This window comes from Candidatus Poribacteria bacterium, assembly GCA_021295755.1.
Classification (GTDB): Bacteria; Poribacteria; WGA-4E; order WGA-4E; family PCPOR2b; genus PCPOR2b.
Map to the genome: position 1 here is coordinate 1 of JAGWBT010000057.1, position 26,467 is coordinate 26,467.

Consider the following 26,467-nt stretch of genomic DNA (forward strand, 5'->3'; position numbering starts at 1 on the left):
CCCTCCTGGTCCCCAGACGGTAGGCACATTGTCTTTTATTCTGATAGGGATGGGAACTTTGAAATCTACGTGATGGACGACGATGGGGGTAACCCTAAAAACCTCACCAATCATCGCGCTTGGGACAGTTCTCCTTCATGGTCTCCTGACGGTAAACACATTGCCTTTCAGTCCTGGAGGGATAGGAACTATGAAATCTACGTGATGGATGCCGATGGGGGGAATCCGCGTAATCTCACCAATCATCCCTTTAAGGATACGGAACCCTCCTGGTCCCCTGACGGGAGGCGGATTGTCTTCGTGTCTGATAGAGAGGCGGATGCGAACCCCGACATCTTTGTGATGAACGCCGATGGGAGTAACCCTAAAAACCTCACCAATCATCCCGAGGATGACCTTGCTCCTGCATGGTTTGGTTCTGCTTTTTCCGTTGCGTCCGCCGGTAAGGCCCTCACGCTATGGGGAGCGGTCAAACAGGCAAACCGCTAACTGCCACTGTTGAGAGAACAGCGTTTAAGGATAAAAAACCGATTTGAAACCATAGGAGGCATAGCAGATGCACCGAAGACATAGGTTTGCACATTTGATTTTAGCTACCGGTGTAGCATTAAGTCTGACACCGCTGATAGTAGCCATTGATGCACAGGCACAGATTGCCTTTGTGTCTAAGAGGGATGGGAACTTTGAAATCTACGTGATGGACACCGATGGTGGTAATCCGCGTAGACTCACCAATAATCGCCATGCTGGTAAACGGATTGCCTTCATATCTGATAGGGATGGGCACCCTCACCGTATCCCCGGTTGGTTTACTTCTGAAATCTACGTGATGGATGCCGATGGTGGTAATCAGCAAAACCTCACTAACCATCCCTCTGATGACAGATCTCCCTCGTGGTCACCGGACGGTACACGTATTGCCTTCCAGTCTTATAGGGATAATGATAGGAATCATAACATTGAAATCTACGTGATGGATGCCGATGGAAGCAATCTTCAAAGACTCACTAACAATCTCATAGAAGACGAGAATCCCTCATGGTCGCCGGATGGTGAACGGATTGTCTTCTCGTCTGCGAGGGAGGGGCACGTTGAAAACAAGTTTGGAATCACTTCTGAAATCTACGTGATGGACGCCGATGGCGGGAATCAACAAAGACTCACTGAAAATCGGAATAATGACTGGGATCCTGTATGGTCCCCTGACGGTAAACGCATTGCCTTTGCGGCTGATAGGAAGGGGGACTTTGTAAAATTTGACATCTACGTGATGGACGCCGATGGCGGGAATCAACAAAAACTGACCAATCATCGCGGTTGGGACAGTTCTCCCTCATGGTCACCCAACGGTGAACGGATTGCGTTCAAGTCTGATAGAGATGGAAACTCTGAAATCTACGTGATGGACGCCGATGGGGGTAATCTTCAAAACCTCACCAATAATCCGCATAGTGACTCTGGTCCCGCATGGTTGAACACTCCTTTTTCGGTTTCTCCCGCGGACAAAAAGTTTACAATATGGGGACGGCTCAAACAGCGTGACCGATAACTGCCATTATTGAGAAGGCTCACGTAAAAAGAAGGTGCAAAATGCGAAGCGAAATCGTAGGGGCCGGGTCTCCCCGCCGTACGGACGAGGTTCCTTTGACCAACAGATTGGGTAACTCAACTCTTACAAAAAATCGATTTCTGTTGCACGGCTTCTTAACATGAGCGAGAAGATTTTACGAATCACGCATTACGCATTATTCCTCCGTTGTGCGATGACGTTTGCCGTTTCCCGTGCGACAATAATCTCCTCATCTGCTGGCACGACGAAGATTTTCGCACGACTATCGGCGGCGGAGATTTCGCCTTCGCCGGTGTGACTCTCATTCCTTTCTGGATCTAACAAGATACCCTGCCATTCCAATCCATCGCAGATTGCCGCACGCGCCGTTGTACTCTTTTCGCCGATCCCGCCGGTGAACGCAATCACGTCCACCCCACCGAGCGCGGCGATGTAAGCACCGATATGCTTCTTGACCTGATAGAAAAAGGTGTCCATCGCCAGCCGTGCGTCGTCATTCCCCTCCGTTGCTGCCGCTTCGACATCGCGCAAATCGCCGCTGACACCTGAAATCCCTCGCAGCCCCGATTCCTCAATCAGTTGACGACGGTCCATCAGGTAAAGCACCGCAAACGGATCCAGATCGCCGCTTCGGGATGATTGGATGGGACCGTATTGCGGCGAAACTCCCATTGTGGTATCGATTGACTGACCGTTGCAGATAGCGCACAACGATGAACTCCCACCAAGATGACAGGAGATAATCCGCAGGTCCGCCGGTGGATCGCCGAGCAGTTGGGGGACTCGTTCTGAGATGTAGCGATGTGATGCACCGTGGAAGCCGTAGCGACGGATGTGATGCTTCTCAACCCACTCCCGTGGGACACCAAATTCAGAGGCGTAGTCGGGCATCGTTTGGTGGAACCATGTCTCAAAAACGGCGACCAATGGCGTGCTCGGAAGTCGCTCCTGAAAGCGGGATTGTGGGTCGGGGCAAATGGAATATCGTCTTCAAGGGCATCGATTACTTCGTCTGTTATCAACGCGGAACGCCAAATCCCTCTGGCGAGAATGGTCTTAAAGCCTATTCCTACGAGGTTGCTGAGATCCGCCATCACTCCTGTTTCTGGGTCGGTGATCAGATCTATCGCGTGTACAATCGCAGCATTATGGTTTGGCGCATCGATTTCGCCATTCACAGTCGGTTTGCCGGGAACGGCGTGTGTGAACGGTGATGGAGAATTGCCGACCCGCTCAACACCGCCGGTGACTAGCGACGCTGATGTTTCGACATCAATAATTTGATATTTGAATGAAGTGCTGCCAACATTGGCACAAAGTATAAGCATAATTGATTAGGACTTACGCAGTTGGTTCATAAGTCCCCCTGATAAGGGGGATTTAGGGGGTTAGCTGTAAGAAGGGAACTACGCACTCAAATTCTCATACCACTTGACGTTCCCCGTGCTCAAACCCCCAGCGATGATGTCCACCCGTCCGTCGTCGTTCAAATCAAGCACGTGCATATTACCGACCCCCAAGCCACCGTGGTCAATGAATTCTTTCGTCCACCGGTTTTGATCCAGATTCTCAGGACGATAGAGTTGAAGGTTCCAGCCCTCACCGTTATACCCGGAGATAATCTCCACCCGCCCATCGCCATCGACATCAACTCCGTGCAGCGAGTGTCCACGATTCAGTGTGTCATCGATCTGGTGGCGTGTCCATTTGCCTGTCCGCAAATCCCCCGACGCCTTGTACCACGATAACGTGTTCCCGTGCCACGGTTCAATGGATAAGATTTCGTTGACCCCATCGCCATCCAGATCGACCGTAAAAACCTCGCTGCTCTCTTGGTCACTAATCACCCATCGGCTCCACTCACCTGCTAACGGATCCGAAGGAGGTTCAAGCCAAATGACCCCATCCCGACAGCCAATCAGGATATCGAGCCTGCCATCCCCGTCCACATCGCCGACACTCATCCCGTGGTTGAGATGCAGCTCACCGTCAATTAAACGCCGTTCCCAAGGTCCATTGACCGGGTCACTTGGGAGCGGATAGCACCAAAGACTGCCCGGATCGTACCAATCATCTAGCCCACCTTCGGGACCTTGAATCGATGCGGCGAACAGGAGGGGTTGACCATCGCCGTTGATGTCGGCAACCGCGATACGGTGCAGGTATGGGATTTCTTCGATGAAATGACTCTTCCACTGCCCACCGTCCGTAGAGGCTTCGAGCCAATGTAGATATTCGATGAGAGAACGATCGCCCCGATTAAATGCGCTCCCAACAAACAGATCTGGTAGACCGTTTCCTGTCACATCCTGAGCGGCGATGGTGATGTTGCCGGGATGTTGGTCTGAAATCAGATGCCTTTTCCAATCAGGTGCTTCGTACCAGGCAATAATCGGCTCGCCGGTCGAGCCCATGATAATATCCTTCTGTCCGTCGCCGTTGATGTCGGCAACTTCTAGCCCGTAGACGCTCCTGATTGTATCATCAACAAGATGTGCTTTGAATTGCATGATTTTCACCTACAGTTTCGGAAGTGAGTGTTCCCTCTCATCAGGCATACTGAGACCGTCCATCATGACCCTCGTATACCGATTGAACTTGCTGTAGAAGCGGCGAACTTCCGGGTCTGAGTGATCTCGCCACAAACTCGGAGGCATCAGTGTTACTTCGCTCAACGAACGGCGATCGGGATGCCCATAATAGACCTGAATTGTGCGGCGCACCTTATCAGTATTCCGTAGTGTTACGCCGTGTAAAGTAGCACAGTTGAAAAGGATTGCCGAACCTGCGCTGCCGTAGAAATGGAGGATACCACCGCGTTCAAGGTGTGCGTCTTTGTCGTAGGCTCCGGGCTGATAGAGAAACAGTGAGTAGTCTCGTTCACATCGTTCAGGTAGTAGATAACCTGTGGATAATCAAGATTCAGGGGGTGTTGGGGCCAATAGCCACGATCTCTGTGCCACCCCGTATCATGCGCCTCATCCTCGCTACCACGGTGGCGTACAGCGAGTTCCTCAAAGCAGATCGGACCGCCCATCAATTCTCCGATAAGCGGGAGTAATCTTTCATGACGGATGGTCATCTCAAAGGCAGGCTCTGTCAACAGAAGATTGCAGTTGTAGTCAGGTGATGTTCCAGAAAACCACATGAAAGGGTTTGTCTCCCGATCTCGGTCAATGGCGTCATTGAGGGTGCCGACTTCATCGGGCGAAAGTAGATCTGGAAGAATAACATAACCGTGGGCTTTGAAGCATTCGATTTGCGCCTCAATATCGTCTGGATCCGCGATGACGGGGTCAACGAGTTTGGGCATAGTTTTTGTACCTCCGATATTATGGTGCGAGTTATGGATTTAATGGTGCTTTGTATTGTGGGACTCAGATTCACGCAGAGACCCGCAGATAAAAACGGAGGCCCAAGGCACTAGCCCCTTGAATCTCGCCCCTCGCCTTGTCGCGGATATTTTTGGCGATAAAAGCGAGACGGACTTTCTGTCCGAAAATGGAGTAAGGGTTAGAAGCGGCATCTCGCCTTTAATAGCGGGTGTTGTGCGTTAATTCACTTTAGCCCACTTGCCCTAAATTTAAGAGTGGTTAGCTATCAATGCTTTCTATTTTTCCCTTAAAGTTTTCAGGGAGAGGGCGCATCATTAACCATGTTCCCTAGCAAATGGGAAACTACACCTATCGCGCCACACTCATCTGCCGTGTGGCGCGGAAATCACCGGCTTCTAGGATATAGAAATAGATTCCGCTTACGACAAGTTCGCCGGCGTGGTTACGTCCGTCCCAGTGAGCTGCCTTCTGCCGCTTCCGATACTCACCCGGGGGCTGATCGCCGAGTGCTAACTCCCGGACGAGATGCCCGGAAGCGTCGTAGATGCGGATGCTAACGTATGCTTTTTCTGCTAGTTGATAGGGAATCCACGTTTCGGGGTTAAAGGGATTGGGATAGTTCTGAAACAGAGCAGTCTGCTTGATTTTGCCCAACAAGGCCTGTCGTTTTCCCGTCGCCTCCACCGGCACAACGGTTGACTTACTGATGCGGTAAATGACGCCCGCGCGGTCGTCGGAGATGAGAAGTGCGCCATCAGGCATCACGAGTACGTCCACAGGACGCCCCCATGCCCGACCATTCTCTCGGAGCCAACCTTCCGCAAAAACTTCATAAGACACCGCCTGGTTATCTTCCAACCGCACAAGCGTCACACGATAGCCGATCGGTACCGTGCGATTCCAAGAGCCGTGTTCGGCGATGAAGATCTGATTCCGATATGTTTCACCGAACATGGTGCCCGTGTAAAAGCGCATACCGAGCGCCGCCACATGCGGACCTAACTTCATCGCTGGTCGCGTGAATTCCTCACACCTGCGTTGCTGACCGAAGGCAGGATCAAGAATCTCCTCGCCATGGCAATAGGGAAAACCGAAGTGCAGTCCTTTCTCTGGCGCGTGATTCAGTTCATCGGGCGGTCTGTTGTCACCCATCATATCCCGACCATTGTCGGTGAACCAGAGTTCCTGTGTCTCTGGACGCCAATCAAATCCGACGGAGTTACGGACACCGTGTGCAAAGATTTCTAGGTCTGTGCCATCGGGCTTCATCCGCATAATCGTTGCATAGCGTTGATCCTGGTGCTCGCAGACGTTGCACGGTGCGCCGACAGGAACGTAGAGCAACCCATCGGGACCAAAACGGATAAATTTCCAACCGTGATGTCTGTCATTCGGGAAGCTGTCGTTGACCACGACAGGTGCAGGCGGATTGTGCAGACTGGCTTCGATGTTATCGTAGCGCTGCACACGACTGATTTCAGCCACGTAAAGTGCTCCATCACGGAACGCGACGCCATTGGGCGAATCCAAACCCTGTGCAACCGTGATGACTTCATCGGCCTGGTTGTCCCCGTCACCATCCAGAACCGCATAAATTTTCCCCGCGCCCCGGGTGCCGACAAATAGCGTGCGATTGGGGCTCAGACTCATTGAACGCGCGCCGGGCATGCCTTCCGCATAGACGCTAATTTCAAACCCCATCGGCAGTTCAATTTCGTCGAGGGGCAGTGCCGCATCGCTGATTGTCTGCCAAGAGGAAAGCGCAATCGCCGAAATTAACAGCGTAGACGCAGCGATGAGGAATTGGCTGGCACTCCGCTGCGTTTTTTTCATAACAGACCTCTAGGAAAAATTCGTAACATATAATATTAATTCAACTTGCGGATACCTTCTCTTCCAGTGGGTGATGCGAATTGTATCATAGTACCGCGTCGCAGAATGTTGCGATCGCTGGCAAAAACATCTGCTTCATTCCGAAGATCTGTGCTATTTGCTCTTACAGGAGGTAACAACTTATGATATTATATCACAGAATCTTCAAAGTAAGGGACAATTTTTCTTTCTAAAAGAGGTTAAGTAACGAATCATTTATGTGCGGAACGGTTTGCCAGAACTAAGGAGATCTAAGCGATGGACAAAGTCAACGTTTGTATAGTCGGCACAGGTTGGACAGGTACGAACCATTTTAACGGCTACAAGACAATTCCTGAGAAAGCATCGGTTGCCGCTGTCGTGGCACATTCTGACGCCTCAAAGGCGAAGGCGGAGGCGTGGGGCGCTCCGAAAATCTATCGTTCGTTTGACGAAGCCTTGAAGGATGACGAAATCGACGCATTCAATTTGTGCACACCGCACTACCTTCACGCAGAGCAGCTGCTTGCGTGCTTGGGTGCAGGAAAGCACGTCCTTGGTGAGACGCCTGCGTGTCTTACGATTGAGGAGTGCCGAGCACTTCGCATCGCCATGTTTGAATATCCGAACCAGAAAGCTGCTACAGGACATATCTGCCGTTCTTGGCCCACCTTTGCACACGCGAAAGAGATTGTTTCCGGCGGCGACATCGGCGATCTGTTCTACCTTTCGTCCAACTACGCACATAAAGCAGATCCGGATGAATATCCGAGCCGCCTGACATGGGGACGCAGCCCACGGGCACAGATGCGATTGGGCATTGCCTATCACTCGGTAGACCTGTTGCGTTGGGTTGCCGGCGACATTGAGGAGGTATCCGGTGATTATACGGAACATGCGCGACTCGCAGTTCTGAAATTCAAGAATGGTGCGATGGGCAAAGTGTTTACCAGCGCATCGGTGGTGCGTCCATACATTATGTCGCTTTCCGTCTACGGTCACGGCGGGACAATCATCTGTTGGTGGGAGGAAGAGGTGCTGCACGGTTATCTCCACAAGTCAGCCGAATGGGATCCAGAACGCTTGACAACGACACCGCTACATGGTCGTGGCTCCCCTGAATGGGCATACGAGATGGAGAACTTTGTCGATAGTATTTTGGAATATACACCTCTGGCTTGTCCATTGTCTGAAGGGATTGCAACGGTTGAAACCTGTTTAGCCGTTGAGGCTGCCATGACACACAATACGAAAGTTAAAGTGGGCACTTAAATACAATCAACAGTGAGGTCATGCTAAGAAGTTGTGTAAAGAAACCGAGTTTTTCCGAAAAAACTCGGTTTCTCTGAGCGTTTGGCACTTTATTTTCTAATGAACCAATAATGAAACCCACATCATTAACAAAATGGATTTTCAGTTTCATATCTCTGATCTGGATACAAAGCGCAACTGCTGCAGAAACACTCCCCCAATTTGTCGATGTTACGAAAGAGGCAGGGATCGATTTTGTCCATAACACCGGTGCGTTTGGCGATAAATACCTTCCCGAAGAGATCGCTTCTGGCTGTGCATTTATTGACTACGATAACGATGCGTGGCAGGATATTCTGTTGGTGAACGGTAAAGATTGGGGTGGGCAGCCAACCGGGAAGCGACAAACGATGGGGCTCTATCGGAACAACCAAGACGGAACGTTCACTGATGTCACAGAAACTGCCGGACTTGCCGTAGAATTGTACGGACTCGGTGTCGCTGTCGCTGACTACGATAATGATGGTGATGATGATCTGTATATAAGCTGTTTAACGGCGGATCGGTTATTTCAGAATCAGGGCGATGGATCCTTTGTTGATGCAACGCAAACGGCGGGAATTGATAACCCCGGTTTAGGGACAAGCTGCGCTTGGCTGGATTACGATAGAGATGGCAATCTCGATCTCTTTGTCGCCAATTATGTGGAATGGACCCCTGAGACCAATCTGTTCTGCGACGAGCTAGACGGTGTGAATAGATCTTACTGCGGTCCCAAATCGTATCCGGGGCAGGCAAGCAAGCTATTCAGGAACCGTGGGGATGGGACGTTTACCGATGTCTCTCGCATTGCCCTAATCGAAGACCCGACCAGTAAATCGCTCGGTGTCTGTGTGTTTGATTACAACGACGATGGCTTCCCCGATATCTTCGAGGCGAATGACACACAACCGAATAAACTCTATCAGAACAACGGGGACGGGACCTTTATCGAAAGAGGACTAGAAACGGGTGTTGCTTTCGATGAAAGAGGTGTTGCGACAGGTGCGATGGGGGTTGACACCGGAGACTACGATGGCAGCGGACGGGAAAGCCTTATGGTTGGTAATTTCTCCAATGAAATGATGAATCTTTATCGTAACGAGGAGGCGCTTTTTATCGATGATGCCCCCGTTGCCAAGATTGGACTTCCAAGTTTGCTAACGTTGACATTTGGTTGTTTCTTCTTCGATTTCGACCTAGATGGAAAACTTGATATCTTTGCTGCCAATGGTCACATTGAAAGCGACATCAACGCTCTGCAGAGCAAGGTGACTTATGCGCAACCACCACATTTATTCCACAACATTGGAGATGGTCAGTTTGAAGAAGTTGCGCCAAAAGTCGGCTCAGACCTTCAAAAGCCGATCGTCGGACGCGGTGCGGCGTATGGGGACATTGATAACGATGGTGATTGGGATGTGTTGGTCAATACTTCCAATGCAGCAGCCCGTCTATACCGTAACGACGGTGGGAATCGAAACAATTGGATTAAGTTGAAACTGATCGGGACCAAAAGCAACCGGAGTGGAATCGGTGCGAAGATTACTGTACAGTCTAAATCCGGTACGCAGACACGCACGCTGAAGAGTGGGGCAAGCTACTGTTCGCAGAGCGAACTCACAGCTATCTTCGGAGTTAGAAATGATTCCCAAATTGATGAAATTACGGTACTGTGGGACAGTGGAGACGCTGATCAGTTCGTTGACCTGAAACCGAATCAGTCCCTTACGATTACTCAAACTCGCCCCGAACCGTCAACGCACTTGCCACCGAAATAAAATCCCGCCCCTCTTCGACACGATCGTTATTATAGCTCAAGCCGAGATTCAAGTCGGCAGTGAGGCGCTCGCTCAACCTATATCCAACCCGCAGAGACGTTTCATATCGCTCAGACCGTTCTTCCCGATTCGCTCCAAACCGTTCGCGACGGATAACCGTTGAAAGGGTGTTGCTGAGATCTAAGTCGTGCTCAAGGGGAATATTGCCGATAAAGGGAAGCCGAATTCCGCCTTCTATCCGCACCCGGTAGTCAATACTGGCATTTGGTGTAACAATGAACGAAGTCGTATCAATCCCGCTTCGTTCCCCATCGCGTTGTGTGAGGCGGATACCAAATGCAGTTTTTGTCGTCTCTCCCCATGTATGACTCCAACTAACCGAGGGTTCGTGAGCGGTCGTCTGGCCAATCTGGGTATTGATATTACTCTGATCTCGTAGCGTATAGCCGTATCTCATCTGAAGGCTTGATGAGTTTTTTGAATTGAAGATCTTAATATCCCCTTCATAACGTACAGACTCGGATCTAGAGGAGGTACTTGATGACTTGGTAAAGTTGTTACTGAGATCGATGTTGCCGCCGAGCGATGCCCAGCTCCACGGATCAACCGATGTGCGAAAACTGTAGCGTGTCCCTTGGCGCGACTGGGTGCGTTCTTCAGCCTCATCCGGAAGTTGTAAAATATCAGCAACCCGCATCCCCCGATCTAGCCTTCGTAGAGAATCTTGATTGTTGAGACTGACGTTCGCATTCAACCCAAGGCTTTCAATGCTCCGTTGAAAAAGGCCTGCTTCTTTTTCTTTTGGTTTGCTTTCCCGTTCTTTCAGTTTTCGTGCCAGTTCCGCCTTATCACGACGAATCCAGTCCCCGCGTTGCTCCTCTGCTTCTTCAATTACATCCGAATCAATGCCCATCCGTTCAAGCCGGTCAAGTTCTCGTTGACGCGTTTCCTCAAGGCGCGTTTCTTCATCAAAGCTGTCAAAGTCTGAGGGCGGTTTAGATGTTGGACTACTCTGTTCCTTATTTTCTGCCTCTCCCGTCTCTGCTGCCCCCTGTTCACTCTCTGCTTCGGGAGGCGCTTCAGGTTCCGGTTCGCGGAACAACCAACCGAACCACGCCCGTGGGCGGACGTTGAGTCCTAAGCTAACATTCGCACTGATCCGGGCATCTTTTCGATCGCCAAACCAGTTCTCATTCAGACTAACTCGGTTATTTATCGTTGGACGGATACCTAGAAAATCGCGATTCAAGCGCGGAGTCAGAGCAAGCCGATGTTCTCGCTCTGCAATGGTGAATATAGGGGCTACTGCCGGTTCTTCTGCTTCCTCTCCTGTTACTGGTGTGGCTGCCGATTGTCCGAAGCTGCTGAAACTACTTTCGCCTTGGGCGCTAGGATCCTGTTTCTCAAGGGTACGCCGGACTTCATACTGCGGATTCAGGCTAAAACTCTCAAACGGACTGATGTCGACTGAAATACTGCCGCTATCCACCTTTTCATCTCGGTTGCGTCCATAGTAGCTCCCAAACGAAGAACGGCTGCCGCTACTCGTGTCTGTTGCTGTCAGTGGATCTGTTTCAACGTCTTCGTGGTGGTACTGAACATCTAGTCCAAAAAACGAGCCGAGAGCGAACTGGAAAGAGCCGGTATAGAGATCGCTTAGTTCCGTGCCTTGGCGCTCATTCCAGAAATCTTGACGATTGAGCGCGAACCCCAATACTGGGAGTGGACGCAAATTCAAACTCACCGAAAAATCCCGATTCTTTGTTTTACTTTTTCCACTTTGGAAGGAGCTAAAAGATCCACGCTGGCTCTCTGTCTCAGATTCATCCTCTCGGACAGAGTAGCGGATGGGCAGCCAAGAAAAGAGGGTGAGTTCAGTATTGATATTGAAATCATTGCTAGTCGTACTATAACCCAAATCGTGTCGACGTTGACGCCCTGTATCGCCGGCAGAATTCTCAAAGTCTTTGTCTTGCCTTGCATATCCGCCATCCACCTTAATCAGATTGCCAAGTTTAACGTTCATGTTCGCGCGCCGGGCCCAACCTGAACGTACTAGCGGATTGCTTAGATGAATTTCGTTGACCCACACCTCTCCACCAATCTCTCGTGCGGTGTCATTGCGGAGACCGATTAGGATGCCTCCGACATTCTTTATCGAAAGTTGGGAGCTGTTTGTTCCCCGCACAACGAAACCATCCGGATGTCCATCCGGTGCGTTAGCATCTACCTCTTGCTCAGGCGACTGGTCCGGCGACGTTGTTGGATCCAGTTGACCAATTTGACCTGTTTGCGGTATAACGCCGCCTAGATTAGTTGGTATGTCAGCGTCCGGATATTCATTGTGTTTCAGATCGTGCAACTCGATTTCAATTAGCTTCCAGCCGTCGAAATCAATTACGCGTGTGTATTCGTAAAAGTCCCTCAAATTTTCAAAGACATTAATATCTTCTTCTTGGTCTTGCGGATTCTCAAAGGGACCTGCAGAACGATAGGTAGACCGAAATCCGGTACGGATACTCGGCGCAAGACGTAACACAAATGTCGTCTCGCTGCTATCGCCGTAAATCCACAGTCGAAGCGTGTCATGTTTTGAAAAATCTTGTCCTTCGCCGTGCTGGAGTCCACGCAATACTCGCGATGTTACACCGAAGGATTCCGGCAGAAGTACATAATTCAACGTCAGTGTTTGCTCCCGTTGCTGCCGTTGTTGATAGCCGTATGTTGAGTCGGTAAAGGGGTGTAACTTCTTAAAGTTGTCTTCATCCTTAATCTGGTCGTAAGCAACCTGATAATCGTTAAAATTGAAGTTGTCTTTGGTGCCAACGGTGAACCGTTCGGCTGCATCACTGGTAATTGTGTCGTTTCGTGTTACTACGCCGCGCTCCCACTGAACTCCGACCACCTCAATTGATGCCCATTCAAATTTGCCTGTGACAGTTCCGGATCTATTCTTCTGTAACCAAAAACGCAGATGTTGGATATAGCCAAGGTTCGGTAGCCGGTTCCCTTCAGCTGTTGCGGCACTGAGCGGGATACTCAGAAATGTCCAGCCATTTGGATGTTGACGTTTTAGCCACTCTTCAGGGATATCGTTGAGCGGAATTTTGATTTCGAGATAGGCGTCGATAGTGTCTAGGACACCATCTCCGTTAAGGTCTTCTGTATCCAAAACTGTGTTGTTGGTGCCAACTTTCGCCGGTCGAAACCCAGCACTATACTCCCAGCCGACATCCTCGCCTGTGTCCAACGAGCCATTTGCACGGAATTTGTGGGAGGCAGGCAGGTTTTCCAAATCAAGGTCTAGCGTATCGACCTTCCCATCCCCGTTGATATCTTCCAACTCCGGTGGCAAATCTTCGGTGTCAAGTCGGTTATCCAAGTCACTATCTTCGTTCACAACACCCAGATCGATATGCAACGTTACGTCCGAATCACCACGTACCCGAAACCAAATTTCGAGGAATTGGCGCTCTGAAAAATCCTCTCCAGAGGCGGATAAACCGTACGAAAAGCCGCCCCACTCCTCGATGACATCTGTCAAATCGTAACCAACCTCCATGATGAGGCGTTCTTCCGTCGAGTTTGCCAGCGGATTAATCACCGATGCAGGCACCTCACGATTACGCATATAGTTGCCAACAGCTTGGGATTCGTTGCGATCCCGCGCGAGCACCCGAAAAAGTGCGCGATTATCCAAGGTCACTCCTTCTGCGACGGGTAGGCTGCTCACACGCCAATGATGTTTGAACGTGGGGGTGTTCGACGCCTCCCGTGCCCCTTCCATGCTATCGATTAGGGCGAGCCCAACGCTGTTCGGGTTATTGTGGGAGAACGCTGTTTCCCCGCTGAAATTTACTGACAACGGAAAATTACGCATTGCGACAAAGGGTAGTGGGTTCAACAACCATGCTAAATTGAAATCTCTTCCGAAGCTGGTGTTGAAGTTGACAGCCTGCAAGCGACTCGGTGCACCGTTGACATCGGGGATGCGAGACGGCTTCTGTCCGGTGTTCAGGATGTAACCTGTTGCAAAACTAAATCCTTTTTGGAATGTAGGATTGAAATAGCTGCTGCCACCGGCACGCAACCCTCGCCTAGATCGACCACCTAAGCTGGAATATCCACCGAATCCACCGCCGAAACCGCTGCCAAAACCGCCGCCAAAACCACGAGATCTACCACCACCTCGACTACCAAATCCACCGGAGGAACGTTGTCCAAAGGGACTGTCTTGAATGTCAGACCGATCACCTATTTCCAGGCCATCAATCCTACCGATAAGCCGTTCAAACCGATCGAACTGCTGCTCTTTCTTCTCTGCTTTCGGTTTGGGCACGTAGGAATATTCCAGCCATAGTCCGGCAACCGTTTGTTGCAGCGATCCACCAAACGGAGTTCTCTCAAACTCAACCACAATTTCGTCGAATTCATCAAGTTCAGTAAAAAAGCGAATGCTGCCGACCTCATATATCATTGTATAGTCAACATCGCGCTGCAGCAGTTGCCCATTGAGTCTTACCTTCTCGCTGTTTGGGATAACAAATAGCCCGACGTTATACGTCTCCGATTGAAAAGAATAATCTACGATGATCGTGTAAGCCGCATCGGTCGTCCTGGGGTTTTCGTGGTAGATTGCTTCGTTACTCAACTGTTCACGAAATTGGTAGTAAGGACTTGTGGGATCATCAATAACAAAGGGACGCAAATCAGGAAACGTCAAGATGCCTCGGTCAAAGTCGATAAACTCTGGATCAACGATACCATCTCCATTTTGATCTAGTTCAAAGATCTGGATATACGGAATTTCTGCGCTCCCTGTATTGAATGATTCACCACTCCCCTGACGCACAATGGTGATTTGATAATCCCGTGGGCTAATATTCCGGTTGCCGAGACTATACACACGCCGTGATTCCGTGCCGCGCAGGCTTTTCTTTTTAATGGTGACATAGCCGATTGCCTCTCCTTCTTCATCGACTGTGCCGTCATCATTCTCATCGTCAAAGACACTCCCCGGATTTCCAACCACACCACCACCATCGCCGAGATATTCATAGGCGACAACGATCTCGTAGCTGGCAGAAATCGGCGTTAAGAACTCGATTTCACCGGTTTCGTAATTGATATTATAATCCCGACCCGCCTGCTGAAGGTTGAAGTAACCACGTCCCGTCCGTACACCACCCTGATTGTTACTTGCAACGTTATCGTCGATATAAATCTCCTCGCTACCGTGCTTAATTGGGCGGTAGGAGTCGTGGAGGAGTTCATCTTCACCGAGATGAATCAGATAAAAACGCTCTTTAACATAATTCGCATCGGGAATTGGGAAACCTCTGCCGCCGCCTGCGCGTCGAGATTCCCCGCGGAAACGGCGTATATCAGAGATACCTTTGCTGCGGGAACCGAATGCCGTCAACTTTGCCCCTCCAAGTTGGGCGACCGCCTCAAGTCCAAATAGATTGCGATTGACGTTCAAGAATCGGGTATTGGGTATATTAAGTGTCAGGTCACCAAAAGAGAGGGTCTTGAGAATACTTGTTTCCGTTCCTTCATACCAGACGCGGATTTTCTGTTCTTTTGCACCGCCGTACCCGCCGCTATAACCACTACTATAGCCACTGTATCCGCCACCGTATCCGCCACCGTACCCACCGCCTGAGTCGCTATATTGAACCTCAACGTGAGTGCGTTCCCCAACCCGCCCGTGTAAACCGACCTCGAGGGTTTGCCGAATATTTATTCCGGTATCACGAGGCACTCCGTAACGACCACTTCCAAAACTGCTGCCGGATCCACCACCATATCCACCTCCGAAACCGCCACTATACCCGCCATATCCACCTCCGAAACCGCCACCGTATCCACCGCCATATCCACCAAAACCGCTGCCAAAGCTGTCGTAGGTATAGGAGGAGGTCAACCCGAGATCTAGTCCGGAGCCAAAACTACCTCCTCCATAACTGCCGCCATAACGGTTGATATCGCCTTCGCCAAAATAGTGCGTTTGGTGTAGTTCAACTGTTACCGATTTATGACCCGTGATCTGGAGGTTAGACTGGAGGGGAAGCGCAATACCCTTTTCTTTCTCTTTCTGTTTGCCTTCGCGTAAGTCACCAAGTTCGTTGAGGTCGAGGAGAAAAGGTGGATTCTTCCATCGACGCAACGATTCATAGTACGGCGTCAACATCTCTAGACGGATGTCTTGGTCGTCTGTTGCTTCGTCTGCCGGGGGCGGCTGGGTTTTCAACGGATCCGGATCCGAATCTGCTGGAGTTGCCCAAAAATCCTGTGTCTGCGATTCTTCGGCGAGCTTGGTTGGGGGTTCGGCTTCTTCCATATCGAGTGCTAGGGCGCGGCGTTTCATGTAGGATTCCGTCAGCGATACGTCTTTGAGAATAGGTTCGGCCTGAGCAGCGGGCGGATGTAACGTAACAAAAACAAGTGCGAGAATGAAGAAGGAAGGCGGGCGGGAAATTTTTGTGCCGATCAAATTCAATGCGTATCTCCATCAGATCTGAAATCAGATAAACCGTTCATTAATCTGGCAGATCCTCTATATGGCGGCTTGCTAAGATTTGGGAGATAAACGCAGAAGAAAGAGGACTAGTTTACAAAAGAATCTTTTGGCTGAAGAAATAGTTTAATTCTTCTATGCAGTTGGTAGGGATGGTGAAACAAATAGTACGTAGAAAATAATGTGCAAGAGCGCATTGGTCAAAAATGATTCCCTTCAAAGAGAACGTCGGTAGACAGATACTCCCTTACGTATGACCCGTTGCTCTTTATTTTTTATAAGGTCCCTTTTGTTGAAAGCACACCACTGACACGATCATCAATACTTGTAGAGATATCAAGCGCTTTTGCAACCGCCTTGAAAATCGCTTCAATGATATGGTGACGATTGGTGCCGTAAGGGACATTGATGTGCAGCGTCGTTCCGCTATGGTTGACAAACCCGTGGAAAAATTCCTCAGCAAGTTCCACATCAAAGGTGCCTATCTGTCCATGATTGAGGGGTGTTTGGTAGTGAAGGTAAGAGCGGCCGCAGAGATCCAGATCAACCCGTGCAAGTGCCTCATACATCGGAACGGTGAAACTGCCAAATCGACGCATTCCGGCTTTGTCTCCGACTGCGTCCCTGAAAGCCCCCCCTAAGCAGATGCCCACATCTTCAACCGTGTGGTGTGCATCAACGTGAAGGTCGCCGGTAGCATTTACTTCGAGGTTAAAAAATCCGTGTTTGGCAAAGAGTTCAAGTAGGTGGTCCAGAAACCCAACGCCGGTACTGATATTGGACTCCCCTGAACCATCGATATTGAGTTTAAGCGTAATTTGCGTCTCCCGCGTTTCGCGAGCAACTTCAGCTTTGCGTTTCACACCGTCTCCTTACCTGAAACGTGAAGCGTGAAAATTTTCACCTATTACGTTTCACGTTTCACGTTTCATCTTATCATTAGAAATGCGACTATCTCACTTGTGCGATAATTACATCTGGAAGTCCAAATGACGTTATCCTTCTATCGCTTTCCGAAAATCGTCACCATGTGTCTTCCACCAATCGAAAAGGATCGAAATATCCGTGCCAATACAGAAATGGCGGACCCCCATATCAAGGTAGGATTTCGCCGAATCCACGGTGTTAACTTCGGCGCGTGGTGGTACACCCATCTTTATAGCAGTTTCAAACACTTTGCGCTCGGCAGCTTGGATTTCAGGAGAGCCCCGTTCACCGGCTTTGCCGATATTCATCGAGTAGTCGGATCCGCCCCACTGGATCATGTCGACCCCGTCGACCGAAAGGACTTCCTCTAGGTTATCAACAGTGCCCGCCTTCTCAATCATAATCACGACGACGACATCCCTGATCGCCTCAACATATGTCTGGGAGCCTCCGTACCCCATGTATGCGAAGCGACGAGTTGCAACACCATAGGAGCCGCCATCTTCGGGGGTATCCGGGCGTGAGATGCGCACACACTCCTTGACATCTTCTACTGTATGACAGTCGGCAAACAGCACGCTCTGGAAACCGGAGCCGATTGCGCGTTGTGCGATAAAGCCACGCGGCTCTTGGTCAACCTTGATCATGCTAGACATGCCGTATAAATCCGCCGCCCGACCCAGATTATCGAGATCGTGCAGATCGAAGGGACCGTATTCTGCCACAAATTCAACATAATCGTACAATCCTGTATGCCCAATCGCTTCGACGACGGAGGGCCAGGTGCTATGGATATGAGTGCCGAGCGTCGGTTTCCCCTCGTTCAACAGCTCTCGTAGTTTGTTGCGTCGCATATAAGTTACCTCCACTATTCAGGTTTAATGAGTTGACGGTTACAGTCCGCAACTCGGAAAGCAGCAGTGAGTTTGTATAAGACGAAAAAATGATCGGGCGAGAGAGCGAGTGGGTGAAGGGCAAGCCCTCAAAAACTCGCTCTCCCGCTGCCTCCCGTTTTCTGGTTTTCCCGTCTTCCCGTTTTCCTGTGTATACTTCTACCTAAGTTTCCGAAGGCTGCACCAAGTCTAGCAATCGATCAATGATATCAAGGCTTGATATCCCGTCAGCTTCGGCGTTGAAGTTCGTGAGAATACGGTGTCGCAGCACCGGTTTAGCGACGGCGCGTATATCGTCGTAAGAGACATGATAGCGACCATGCGTAATCGCTCTAGCTTTTGCTCCTAGTACCAGATATTGCGACGCTCTGGGACCTGCACCCCAATTAACCCAATCCTTGATGAAATCCGGCGCATCCGGCGCGTTTGGACGAGAATGGTGACTCAATGCAACTGCATAATCAACGATTGATTCCGCAATTGGAACCTTCCGGACAACCTGCTGCAACCGCAGGATCTCTTCGCTTGTGATAACGGCGTCTAGCTGCGGTTCATATGCAGAAGTCGTCGCCATGACAACCTGTTTTTCATCGGCGGGATCGGGATAGTCAAGATAGATATTGAACATGAACCGATCCAGTTGCGCTTCAGGCAGCGGATAGGTGCCCTCCTGCTCAATCGGATTCTGTGTCGCTAAGACAAAGAAGGGGCGATCTAGTTCATAGGTTGTGCCACCCGCGGAAACTTTGTACTCCTGCATGGCTTGCAACAGTGCCGCTTGCGTTTTGGGGGGGGTGCGATTAATCTCGTCCGCTAGCACGATATTGGCGAAAACGGGGCCCTTAATGAAGCGGAAAAACCGTCTGCCGGTGTCCACATCGTCCTGAATGATATCGGTGCCGATGATGTCCGCAGGCATCAGATCCGGCGTGAATTGGATGCGACTGAAATCAAGGTCTAAAATTTGAGCCAGACTATTGATGAGCAGCGTCTTTGCTAGGCCGGGCACTCCCACAAGTAAACAGTGCCCTTGCGAAAAAAGCGCAATCAACAATTCGTCAATAACCGATTGTTGACCAACGATCCGTTTCTTGAGTTCATTCAAAATTGATTCTCGCGCATTTTTCAAAAATTCTGCAGCTTCTAAATCTGCATCTGGCACATCTACGGAATTGGTGTCGTTCAACTGTTCGTTCTCCATGGATTGCTAATTTGTTACAGCTGGATTCTAAGCGAGCCCCACGCAGCGTTACTCCACCGGAGGGTCTGCCCTATTCTACAATATACACTCGACATTTGTCTATAAGTGTAGCCTATTTAACGACACGGCGTCAAGGATTGCTTTTTGAATCGGCGAACGGAGGCACAAATTGGAGTATTGTAATTGAAAGATAAGGTGAGGGGTGTGCAGCGTTTTTGGGACGCTTCGTTTGAGATATAGATTGGAGGGGGATGTAATGGAGAGGTGAGTAGAAGGAGGAAACGATCACCATGGCGCATTTAAAACAGATTCAACCAATTTTTAGACCATGCCTTAAAACGGCCATGGTGATCATTATGATTACTTAATTAAACAGCGTCTCTGAGCCCTTTTCCAGCTTTGAAGGCAGGAACCTTCTTCGCTCCAATTTTGATTGTGGCTCCCGTTTGGGGATTTCGACCTTCACGGGGGGCTCTCTCTCTGACTTCAAAAGTACCAAAACCAATTAGCCCGACAGATTTACCAGCGGCTAAAGAACCTTTGATACAATCAATAACGGCGTCAACCGCTTTATTTGCGTCTGCTTTACTCGATCCTGTCGCATCAGCAACGGCGTCGACAACGTCTTGCTTACTAACGTCAGCCATGTTATCCTCCTAATGGATGAAAAGACTTAAAGATTATACTAAAAAACTGAGCCAATTATACTACACACACACTAGCATGTCAAGCGAAAAAGACAGTGGTAGTGCGGGTTTAAGCGTTTTTTTGCATTTTTTTTGTGTGCCATTGGGTTCAACGACCCAATATCTTGTGGTATACCGACCTTAACAAACGACGGTTTTCTTCGTTCGGTTTCGTTAAATTTAAACAAATATAGGACTTACGCATTTCCTCTTTAAGTCCCCCTGATAAGGGGGATTTAGGGGGTTAGATGCAACCAAATAACCACTTTTCATCAAAATATGCCAATTTTCTGTTCAATTTGCGTAAGTCCTAAAATAAAAAGGAGGTATCCTATAGCCGACAAGGGTTTATCTAAACTATGGTGAATTAGAGAAATAAGTGGACATTTTCCAAAGTCCCCCTGATAAGGGGGATTTAGGGGGTTGTTTGTGGGTACAAGTGTCTAAGTAATTCTATCATCTGCCATAAACTATAGTGAATTCTAAAAATAAATAAACACTTTTGTCCCCCGGTAGGTGCGGTTTCTAACCGCACCGGTTTGGAGTGTCTCATTAATTCCAAGATCTACTATAATTCCTCCTTTTATGCTTTTGGTAGTTCGTCCGGTTAGATAATAAACATCCCGATAAATTCATTCACCGGCGTGACTTCCAATTGTTCTTGATCCAGACAAAGTTCCATGATTGTCCCCACCTGTTGCGCCGGAAAACGGGTCGTTAGGTTATTGGCGAACTTTTCCTCCAGCAACGGAATCCCTTCCGCGCGGCGACGACGATGCCCGATCGGGTATTCGACTTCAACCTTTCCAGTGATTGAGCCATCTGTGAAGCGGATTTGGAGCGCATTGGCGATTGATCGTTTATCCGGATCGAGATAATCTTTGCTATACTGCAGATTTTCTACGACGGTCATCTTTTCGCGCAAGGCGTCAATGCGTAGATCCGCTGCGACCTCATCTTCGTAGTGATCGGCGGTGAGCGTTCCGTAGATGAGCCCAATCGCTGCCATGTATTGAAGACAGTGATCGCGATCGGCGGGGTTGTGCAGCGGTCCCGTTTTTGAAATAATGCGTATCGCAGACTCATGTGTTGTGATTGTGATCTCGTCAATCTCGTCCAAACGATCTTTCACGCTCTCATGCAGCGCGAAGGCACATTCCACCGCTGTCTGGGCGTGAAACTCCGCTGGGAACGCAATCTTGAACAGAATGTTCTCCATCACGTAAGCTCCATAGGGCTGCCGACAGACAAATGGCTTTTCTTTAAACAACACGTCGCAAAAGCCCCACCCATTGGTGGAGAGTACGGACGGATAGCCCATTTCCCCCTTCATCGCCATCAACGCTAGCCATACCGCGCGACTCGTTGCATCGCCCGCTGCCCACGATTTCCGTGAACCGGTGTTCGGTGCTTGTCGATAGACCCGTAGGCTGCCCCCGTCAGCGAAGGCATTGGAAACAGCATTGACAATCTCTTCCTCTCTACCTCCTAGCATCCCCGTTACTATTGCGGTTGATGCAACTTTGACAAAGTGTACATGGTCCAAGCCAACCCGGTTCAAGCTGTTTTCCAGCGCGAGGACACCCTGAATTTCGTGCGCTTTGATCATCGCAGTGAGGAGATCCCGCATCAACAATGGCGAACGGCCATCTGCTAGATTCCGCCGACTCAAGTGATCTGCCATCGCAAGGAGACCGCCTAGATTATCGGACGGATGCCCCCACTCTGCCGCAAGCCATGTATCGTTGTAGTCCAGCCAGCGAATCAGACAACCGATATTGTAGGCTGCCTGTACCGGATCTAATTCAAATTGCGTTCCCGGAACACGGGCACCGTATGGAACATGTGTGCCGGGAACGGTTGGTCCCAAATGTTTTGTGCATTCGGGATAACGCAATGCCAGCAACGCACAACCGAGTGAGTCCATCAAGCAGTGGCGCGCGGTCTCGTAAGCGAGATCGCTGTCAATAACCTCCTGTGCGACATACGCAGCGATGTCAACAAGTATCGGATCAGGATCGGGTCGAGTGTTTGAAATGTGTGATACCATAAAAAGCACCTTCTTTTCTGACAAGTTTGATTTTGTGTTTTTGTGGAATCTTAATACGAATTACTCTATTGGTTGTGTAGGGGACGCGGATCTGCGTCCCCTACTTTATAAGGCGGTGTTTCAATACCACGTGCCCCCATTCAGGTAGATCATATAGACCTGCTGCTGTGTCAAAACACCGTACACCATCCAGAGTCCACCTGTGATGAAATCCCCCAAAATCAAACCGAAGAAGAATGGGATGGCGCGTTGATACCCCCTAACTTTGCCATACTTCAGGATAACCGCTTTTAACCCCCAACTGATAAAAAAAGTAAACCAGAAGTAATCAATCGAGGAACTGAGGGCGAGCGGATAGCCAGCGGGGTGAAGGGGCCACCAAAAGAAGCGCATTCGCAAAACGAACAGAATCAAGGTCAATACCAGCCCACCGCCCATAAACGTCATGCGCAGCGAATCGACAGGCATCGGATGATATAGCCAGGTTTCCAATCGTCGGAACGCTGTATTGGCGACCCAGATCTTAAAGAACGACACCCGTGCAATTGCTCCGTCTCGGTACATGAGGTCTAGATTTATCCACATCCCTACAATGAGTGCGACAGCAGACCCAAGCATCATCGCCCACACCAATCGACGACTGTTGATGTTAGCGACCTCAGCCATCTTGAGCGGTTCAAACTGATTCGGGTTTGCGTGCGAACGATAGCTCCGGTTGAACCACTGATAGAAACTCATCACAGTCAGGTTGCGTCCACCCCAAGCTAGCGATCCAAAACAGGTCACCATTACGTCCATCGGATTATTGGATATTCTGTGCGGTGCGCCAAATTCTGCCCGTAGACGGGTGATAACGATAGCGATAGCAAAATAGAGGGCAAAGAAGATTGGGATAGCGACCATTGACATGCCGGCTTGGGCAGAAAAGATAGCCATGAACAGAAATCCACCCGCCAACCCGATCAGTGCCGTTCGATAGCGCATCGGTTCATCCGCATCGGCCGATGAGGTCGCGGAAAATGCGGTCCGAAACGCAAAAGCCAAATGCTTCCGCGTTGCCCATATCGCTATGAAGAATAGGCAGAACCAACCGCCGCCGGCTTGTTCATGAAAGTACGGAAAGCCGGGGAGATGCGTAAGTCCTAAGTAAGTAACCAACACACTTATTAGCCGGCGCAGTACATAGAAGAACCAACAGGTGAAAGAGAGGTCAAGCGGTAGGAAAAATCCGAGTCCGATCATGAACGGATAAAAGGAAAGCCGCGTACCTGCTATCGCACTCCACGGTTTCTCGGAGAAATATTGGCTGATGGAGGTCAATTTGAGGTGGAGGTATGGAACGGATGGATAAAGGACATGCAATCCGTTCATGAGATCGAGAACGGCGGGGATAGCGAAGCCGAGCCATAAAAAACCGTTCCGAAGGAAATGTGGTGACTGCGCCATCGCTACGGGCAGCTGGATGATTGGAAATGCTAGTCGTTCTGTCTGGACCCACTGGCGACGCACGAGTGTGTTCATGCAATGGAGCATATATAGTAACACCAACGTGAATACTGTCCAGACCAACATAGGTCTCACCCAAGCGTTAAGGTGCTTTGCTTTGTAGAGCGTTGAATCGCCTTCATAGAATTCAGCAAGTATATCATGAGGTGTGTTGGCGGTGAACCAAGGCGGAATATAATGGAAAAAGAGTTCTTTCCACTCATTCTCTGGCGAGGCGAATTGGTACGGGTGAAGGAAGAACGCGAACAGATCCTGTAACATCCCATACGACGCGATCGAAGTCGAAATCACGAGCATGGAATAGATGGTCAGTAGCTCCCCAGAGGATAAACGGATCCGCTGCCATAACTTTGATAGGCAGTTGTTGAAAGCGACAAGGCAGAACAGAATAAAGATGGGGTAGATAAATATCGGCAGGGCGGTCGCCTCTGCGCGATACTTCATCTCCACAAGTGTCACCCAATAGACGTTGACAGGGACTAAAAACAGACCAATCTGTATTGCGCGCGCCGTTGCACCGTCATATTTCCTGCGTTCGGAGGTCCCTTGCAATTAAGCACTCCATTGTCCTCAAACCAATTCTTGGTGGTCTACTACTAACCAATCGTGCTGGTTTGCAGCTGTTGATAACGCAAAACGTGATGCGTGAAACTAAAAATCATTGGCTCATCGGTTCATTTAGCCCCAGCGGGGCGACATGTCTATCCGAAGGGTGGAACATAAGAAGAATGAATCAACCAACCGACTAATGAACCAATGAGCTCCCCGATGTCCCGGTGGAGGCTTTCGTAGGGAACAACGATCGTTGTTCCCTACAACCGCTATAAAATGTCAACACGCCCTAGCACCCAAGGTTACTACATTCACAAATAATCCCCATTGCCGAATGAGTGTAGCATCAAGGACATCTGTTGTCAAGAAGGGTTGAAGGATTACACCAATCTATGGTACTATAACCCATGATCTGACCTGAAATTAACCTTAAAGACCGCGCCCAGAAAGTGAGGCAAAAAATGGCATCCGCTAAAAACAACCCCGGTTCCTATCTCACCGCAGCACGTAAACTCGCGCCCCGTGTTGCAGCGCTCACCGACGAGATTGATCGCGAACGGGAGCTACCTGATGCACTTTTTGCAGAACTGGCAGACAAAGGGCTCTTCCGCCTACTGGTGCCGCGTTCCCTCGGCGGAGGAGAGATCGACTATCTGGAGCATCTTTCCATCGTTCAGACCTTCGCTGAAGTTGACGGTAGCACTGCTTGGTGTATCAACCAAAATAATGTCTTTGCGACTGTCTCTGCGAAAATGCCTGAGCCGCTAGCGCGAGAGATTTGGGGTGCCCAGCGGGTGGTGGTTGCAAACGGGCCCCCAACAAATGCTTTTGCTGTACCTGTCAATGGGGGATACCGTCTCACAGGTCGGTGGAATTTTAGCAGCGGTTGTCGCCATGCCACTTGGATGGCAGCGGTCGCTCCCGTCAAAGATCCTTCGGGGGATAAGAGGGCGGATCGGATGCTAATCATGCCGAAAGACGAGGTGAACCTCGTAGATGTCTGGCAGGTCAACGGGCTTCGGGGGACTGGAACTTTTAGCTTTGAGGTTAAGGATGTCTTCGTCCCCAGTGAACGGACATTCAACCCTTCCGATACCCCGCGTGAGGAGGGACCACTGTATGTGATGCCGATGCTGCTGCTGTTCGCTTCGGGATTTGCGTGCACGGCACTTGGCGTCGCGCGTACGGCACTGGATGCCGCGGTTGAGTTGGCGGGCGGGAAGCGTCCGCGTTTTGATCAAAATCTATTGCGAGATAAACCCATCGTCCAACGAGAGATCGGCAGAGCCGAAGCAATCTGGGGATCGGGGCGTGCGTTTCTGCTTGAAACCGCAGCCGCAGCGTGGGAGAGTGCCTGCAAGGTTCATACTCTGACGGTTGAGGAACGCATCCGGTTGCGATTGGCTTCAACGCACGCCATCCGTATGGCAGCCGCAGCAGTTGATATTGTTTATGAGGTGTGCGGTTCTGACTCTATTTTCGAGCATAAGCCGATTCAACGCCGGTTTCAAGACGCGCATGTTATCACGCAGCAGATTCAGGGACGTATGTCACACTATGAGACGGCGGGGCAGTTTTTCTTGGGGCTGGAGCCGGAAGGTCTGTTCTAACGATAATGGAGGGCGACTTTGCGAATTGCTCGGACGATGTCCGCAATGTCCCCATCGGTAAAGCTGGGCAGCATACTGAGATTGACACCGCGACCCATCAGGGCTTCGCCATACGGACATTCGGCAAGCCGGTAGTCGATCGGCTTTTCCCGTTCATAGTCGAATGGGAAGCGGGTGCGGCCGTAGCAGTCCGGTTCAGCGAGAAACGGGTTGCGATAAAGAGGGCCCTCCTTACCCGATCCGATGTACGGTCCCGACAGCGGGACTCCCTCTCTGCTCACCGCCTCGGCGAACTCCCCGGCGGAGCAGTTGAGCCGATTGGTATCGATCGTAAAACCGAGGACCCAGTAGGTGTGGCGGTCGCCCGGTCGAACCTGCTGAGGCGTAATCTCCTTGATGTCGGCAAGCCCCTCAATAATCTGTTGGGCAGCACGAATCTTGTTCGCAATGTAGCCATCAACCTTTCTGAGCTGGGTGAGCAATACCGCCGCAATCAGGTCGTTGATCTTATAGTTCGGTGCTAGGAAGTAGTTTGCATAGGGCAGACCTTCATACGGTCCGTTGGCGCGAGGCAACGCGGCGTCAGCAAAGAGAACACCACGCCCCCAGAGTCCCTCATCATTGGTTAAGACCATACCACCCATGCCCGCCGAGAGGTGTTTTCCGCCAAAGCTAAAACCGTTGATATCGCCAAG

The 26,467-nt window shown here is 50.2% G+C and carries 19 protein-coding genes; 6 read left to right on the forward strand and 13 right to left on the reverse strand.

The genetic code is table 11. From position 1 onward, the window contains the following. Both J4G02_10050 and J4G02_10055 read left to right on the forward strand, forming a co-directional pair. The coding region (locus J4G02_10050) for a PD40 domain-containing protein (protein ID MCE2394914.1) at positions 1–489 on the forward strand (489 nt) is incomplete at its 5' end. Between the two features lie 67 nt (positions 490–556). Then, positions 557–1,549 (forward strand): PD40 domain-containing protein, encoded by a 993-nt coding sequence (locus J4G02_10055; GenBank protein ID MCE2394915.1) that lies wholly within the window; start codon positions 557–559, stop codon positions 1,547–1,549. A 189-nt stretch (positions 1,550–1,738) separates the two neighbouring features. On the opposite strand, the gene J4G02_10060 is transcribed toward J4G02_10055, so the two are convergent. Then, on the reverse strand, positions 1,739–2,497 hold the full coding sequence (locus tag J4G02_10060) for a hypothetical protein (protein ID MCE2394916.1): 759 nt from the start codon (positions 2,495–2,497) through the stop codon (positions 1,739–1,741). On the opposite strand from J4G02_10060, the gene J4G02_10065 reads away from it, so the two are divergent. Next, entirely contained in the window at positions 2,476–2,784 is a 309-nt protein-coding gene (locus tag J4G02_10065) for a hypothetical protein (protein ID MCE2394917.1), read from the forward strand. The two genes, J4G02_10060 and J4G02_10065, sit on opposite strands and share 22 nt — an antisense overlap. Positions 2,785–2,976: 192 nt before the next feature. On the opposite strand, the gene J4G02_10070 is transcribed toward J4G02_10065, so the two are convergent. The 4 genes from J4G02_10070 to J4G02_10085 form a co-directional block, all read right to left on the reverse strand. Continuing rightward, the gene (locus J4G02_10070; GenBank protein MCE2394918.1) at positions 2,977–4,080 is read right to left on the reverse strand and encodes a VCBS repeat-containing protein; all 1,104 of its coding nucleotides are present in this window, start codon (positions 4,078–4,080) and stop codon (positions 2,977–2,979) included. Positions 4,081–4,089: 9 nt separating this feature from the next. Next, the gene (locus J4G02_10075) at positions 4,090–4,293 is read right to left on the reverse strand and encodes a hypothetical protein (protein MCE2394919.1); all 204 of its coding nucleotides are present in this window, start codon (positions 4,291–4,293) and stop codon (positions 4,090–4,092) included. 20 nt (positions 4,294–4,313) lie between these two features. Continuing rightward, positions 4,314–4,883 (reverse strand): phytanoyl-CoA dioxygenase family protein, encoded by a 570-nt coding sequence (locus J4G02_10080; GenBank protein MCE2394920.1) that lies wholly within the window; start codon positions 4,881–4,883, stop codon positions 4,314–4,316. Between the two features lie 370 nt (positions 4,884–5,253). Next, positions 5,254–6,738, reverse strand: a complete 1,485-nt coding sequence (locus J4G02_10085) for a PQQ-dependent sugar dehydrogenase (GenBank protein MCE2394921.1) — start codon at positions 6,736–6,738, stop codon at positions 5,254–5,256. A gap of 297 nt (positions 6,739–7,035) precedes the next feature. On the opposite strand from J4G02_10085, the gene J4G02_10090 reads away from it, so the two are divergent. Together J4G02_10090 and J4G02_10095 are read left to right on the forward strand one after the other, a co-directional pair. Further along, positions 7,036–8,028 carry a Gfo/Idh/MocA family oxidoreductase gene (locus tag J4G02_10090; GenBank protein ID MCE2394922.1) on the forward strand — a complete coding sequence of 331 codons (993 nt, stop codon included), beginning with the start codon at positions 7,036–7,038 and terminating at the stop codon, positions 8,026–8,028. 110 nt (positions 8,029–8,138) lie between these two features. Beyond that, positions 8,139–9,827, forward strand: a complete 1,689-nt coding sequence (locus J4G02_10095) for a CRTAC1 family protein (protein ID MCE2394923.1) — start codon at positions 8,139–8,141, stop codon at positions 9,825–9,827. Here the strand turns inward: J4G02_10095 and J4G02_10100 are convergent. The 7 genes from J4G02_10100 to J4G02_10130 all read right to left on the reverse strand — a co-directional run bounded on the left by J4G02_10100 (position 9,781) and on the right by J4G02_10130 (position 24,162). Continuing rightward, the gene (locus tag J4G02_10100) at positions 9,781–16,329 is read right to left on the reverse strand and encodes a hypothetical protein (GenBank protein ID MCE2394924.1); all 6,549 of its coding nucleotides are present in this window, start codon (positions 16,327–16,329) and stop codon (positions 9,781–9,783) included. The two genes, J4G02_10095 and J4G02_10100, sit on opposite strands and share 47 nt — an antisense overlap. Before the next feature lie 293 nt (positions 16,330–16,622). Further along, the gene (gene hisB / locus J4G02_10105) at positions 16,623–17,210 is read right to left on the reverse strand and encodes an imidazoleglycerol-phosphate dehydratase HisB (GenBank protein ID MCE2394925.1); all 588 of its coding nucleotides are present in this window, start codon (positions 17,208–17,210) and stop codon (positions 16,623–16,625) included. 132 nt (positions 17,211–17,342) lie between these two features. Then, the gene (locus J4G02_10110) at positions 17,343–18,128 is read right to left on the reverse strand and encodes a 2,4-dihydroxyhept-2-ene-1,7-dioic acid aldolase (GenBank protein ID MCE2394926.1); all 786 of its coding nucleotides are present in this window, start codon (positions 18,126–18,128) and stop codon (positions 17,343–17,345) included. A 202-nt stretch (positions 18,129–18,330) separates the two neighbouring features. Beyond that, complete coding sequence (locus J4G02_10115) at positions 18,331–19,368, reverse strand: MoxR family ATPase (protein MCE2394927.1); 1,038 nt, start codon at positions 19,366–19,368, stop codon at positions 18,331–18,333. 368 nt (positions 19,369–19,736) lie between these two features. Next, positions 19,737–20,015, reverse strand: coding sequence for an HU family DNA-binding protein (locus tag J4G02_10120; GenBank protein MCE2394928.1), 279 nt, complete (start codon positions 20,013–20,015; stop codon positions 19,737–19,739). 646 nt (positions 20,016–20,661) lie between these two features. Beyond that, positions 20,662–22,104: a bifunctional 2-methylcitrate dehydratase/aconitate hydratase gene (locus J4G02_10125; GenBank protein MCE2394929.1), complete on the reverse strand. Its 1,443-nt coding sequence runs from the start codon at positions 22,102–22,104 to the stop codon at positions 20,662–20,664. Between the two features lie 120 nt (positions 22,105–22,224). Then, a complete protein-coding gene (locus J4G02_10130; GenBank protein MCE2394930.1) occupies positions 22,225–24,162 on the reverse strand; it encodes a hypothetical protein in 1,938 nt (645 codons plus the stop codon). A gap of 461 nt (positions 24,163–24,623) precedes the next feature. Here J4G02_10130 and J4G02_10135 point away from each other — a divergent pair, with 461 nt between their 5' ends. After that, a complete protein-coding gene (locus tag J4G02_10135; GenBank protein MCE2394931.1) occupies positions 24,624–25,772 on the forward strand; it encodes an acyl-CoA dehydrogenase family protein in 1,149 nt (382 codons plus the stop codon). Here J4G02_10135 and J4G02_10140 read toward each other — a convergent pair. Further along, a partial coding sequence (locus J4G02_10140) for a DegT/DnrJ/EryC1/StrS family aminotransferase (protein MCE2394932.1) occupies positions 25,769–26,467 on the reverse strand: 699 nt, incomplete at its 5' end. The two genes, J4G02_10135 and J4G02_10140, sit on opposite strands and share 4 nt — an antisense overlap.

What these genes read in the sequence shown, in the direction of transcription:
- J4G02_10055 (MCE2394915.1), top strand. Translation starts at nt 557, where the DNA reads ATGCACCGAAGACATAGGTTTGCACATTTGATTTTAGCTACCGGTGTA.
- J4G02_10065 (MCE2394917.1), top strand. Translation starts at nt 2,476, where the DNA reads ATGTCTCAAAAACGGCGACCAATGGCGTGCTCGGAAGTCGCTCCTGAA.
- J4G02_10070 (MCE2394918.1), bottom strand. Translation starts at nt 4,080, where the DNA reads ATGCAATTCAAAGCACATCTTGTTGATGATACAATCAGGAGCGTCTAC.
- J4G02_10080 (MCE2394920.1), bottom strand. Translation starts at nt 4,883, where the DNA reads ATGCCCAAACTCGTTGACCCCGTCATCGCGGATCCAGACGATATTGAG.
- J4G02_10085 (MCE2394921.1), bottom strand. Translation starts at nt 6,738, where the DNA reads ATGAAAAAAACGCAGCGGAGTGCCAGCCAATTCCTCATCGCTGCGTCT.
- J4G02_10090 (MCE2394922.1), top strand. Translation starts at nt 7,036, where the DNA reads ATGGACAAAGTCAACGTTTGTATAGTCGGCACAGGTTGGACAGGTACG.
- J4G02_10095 (MCE2394923.1), top strand. Translation starts at nt 8,139, where the DNA reads ATGAAACCCACATCATTAACAAAATGGATTTTCAGTTTCATATCTCTG.
- J4G02_10110 (MCE2394926.1), bottom strand. Translation starts at nt 18,128, where the DNA reads ATGCGACGCAACAAACTACGAGAGCTGTTGAACGAGGGGAAACCGACG.
- J4G02_10115 (MCE2394927.1), bottom strand. Translation starts at nt 19,368, where the DNA reads ATGGAGAACGAACAGTTGAACGACACCAATTCCGTAGATGTGCCAGAT.
- J4G02_10120 (MCE2394928.1), bottom strand. Translation starts at nt 20,015, where the DNA reads ATGGCTGACGTTAGTAAGCAAGACGTTGTCGACGCCGTTGCTGATGCG.
- J4G02_10125 (MCE2394929.1), bottom strand. Translation starts at nt 22,104, where the DNA reads ATGGTATCACACATTTCAAACACTCGACCCGATCCTGATCCGATACTT.
- J4G02_10135 (MCE2394931.1), top strand. Translation starts at nt 24,624, where the DNA reads ATGGCATCCGCTAAAAACAACCCCGGTTCCTATCTCACCGCAGCACGT.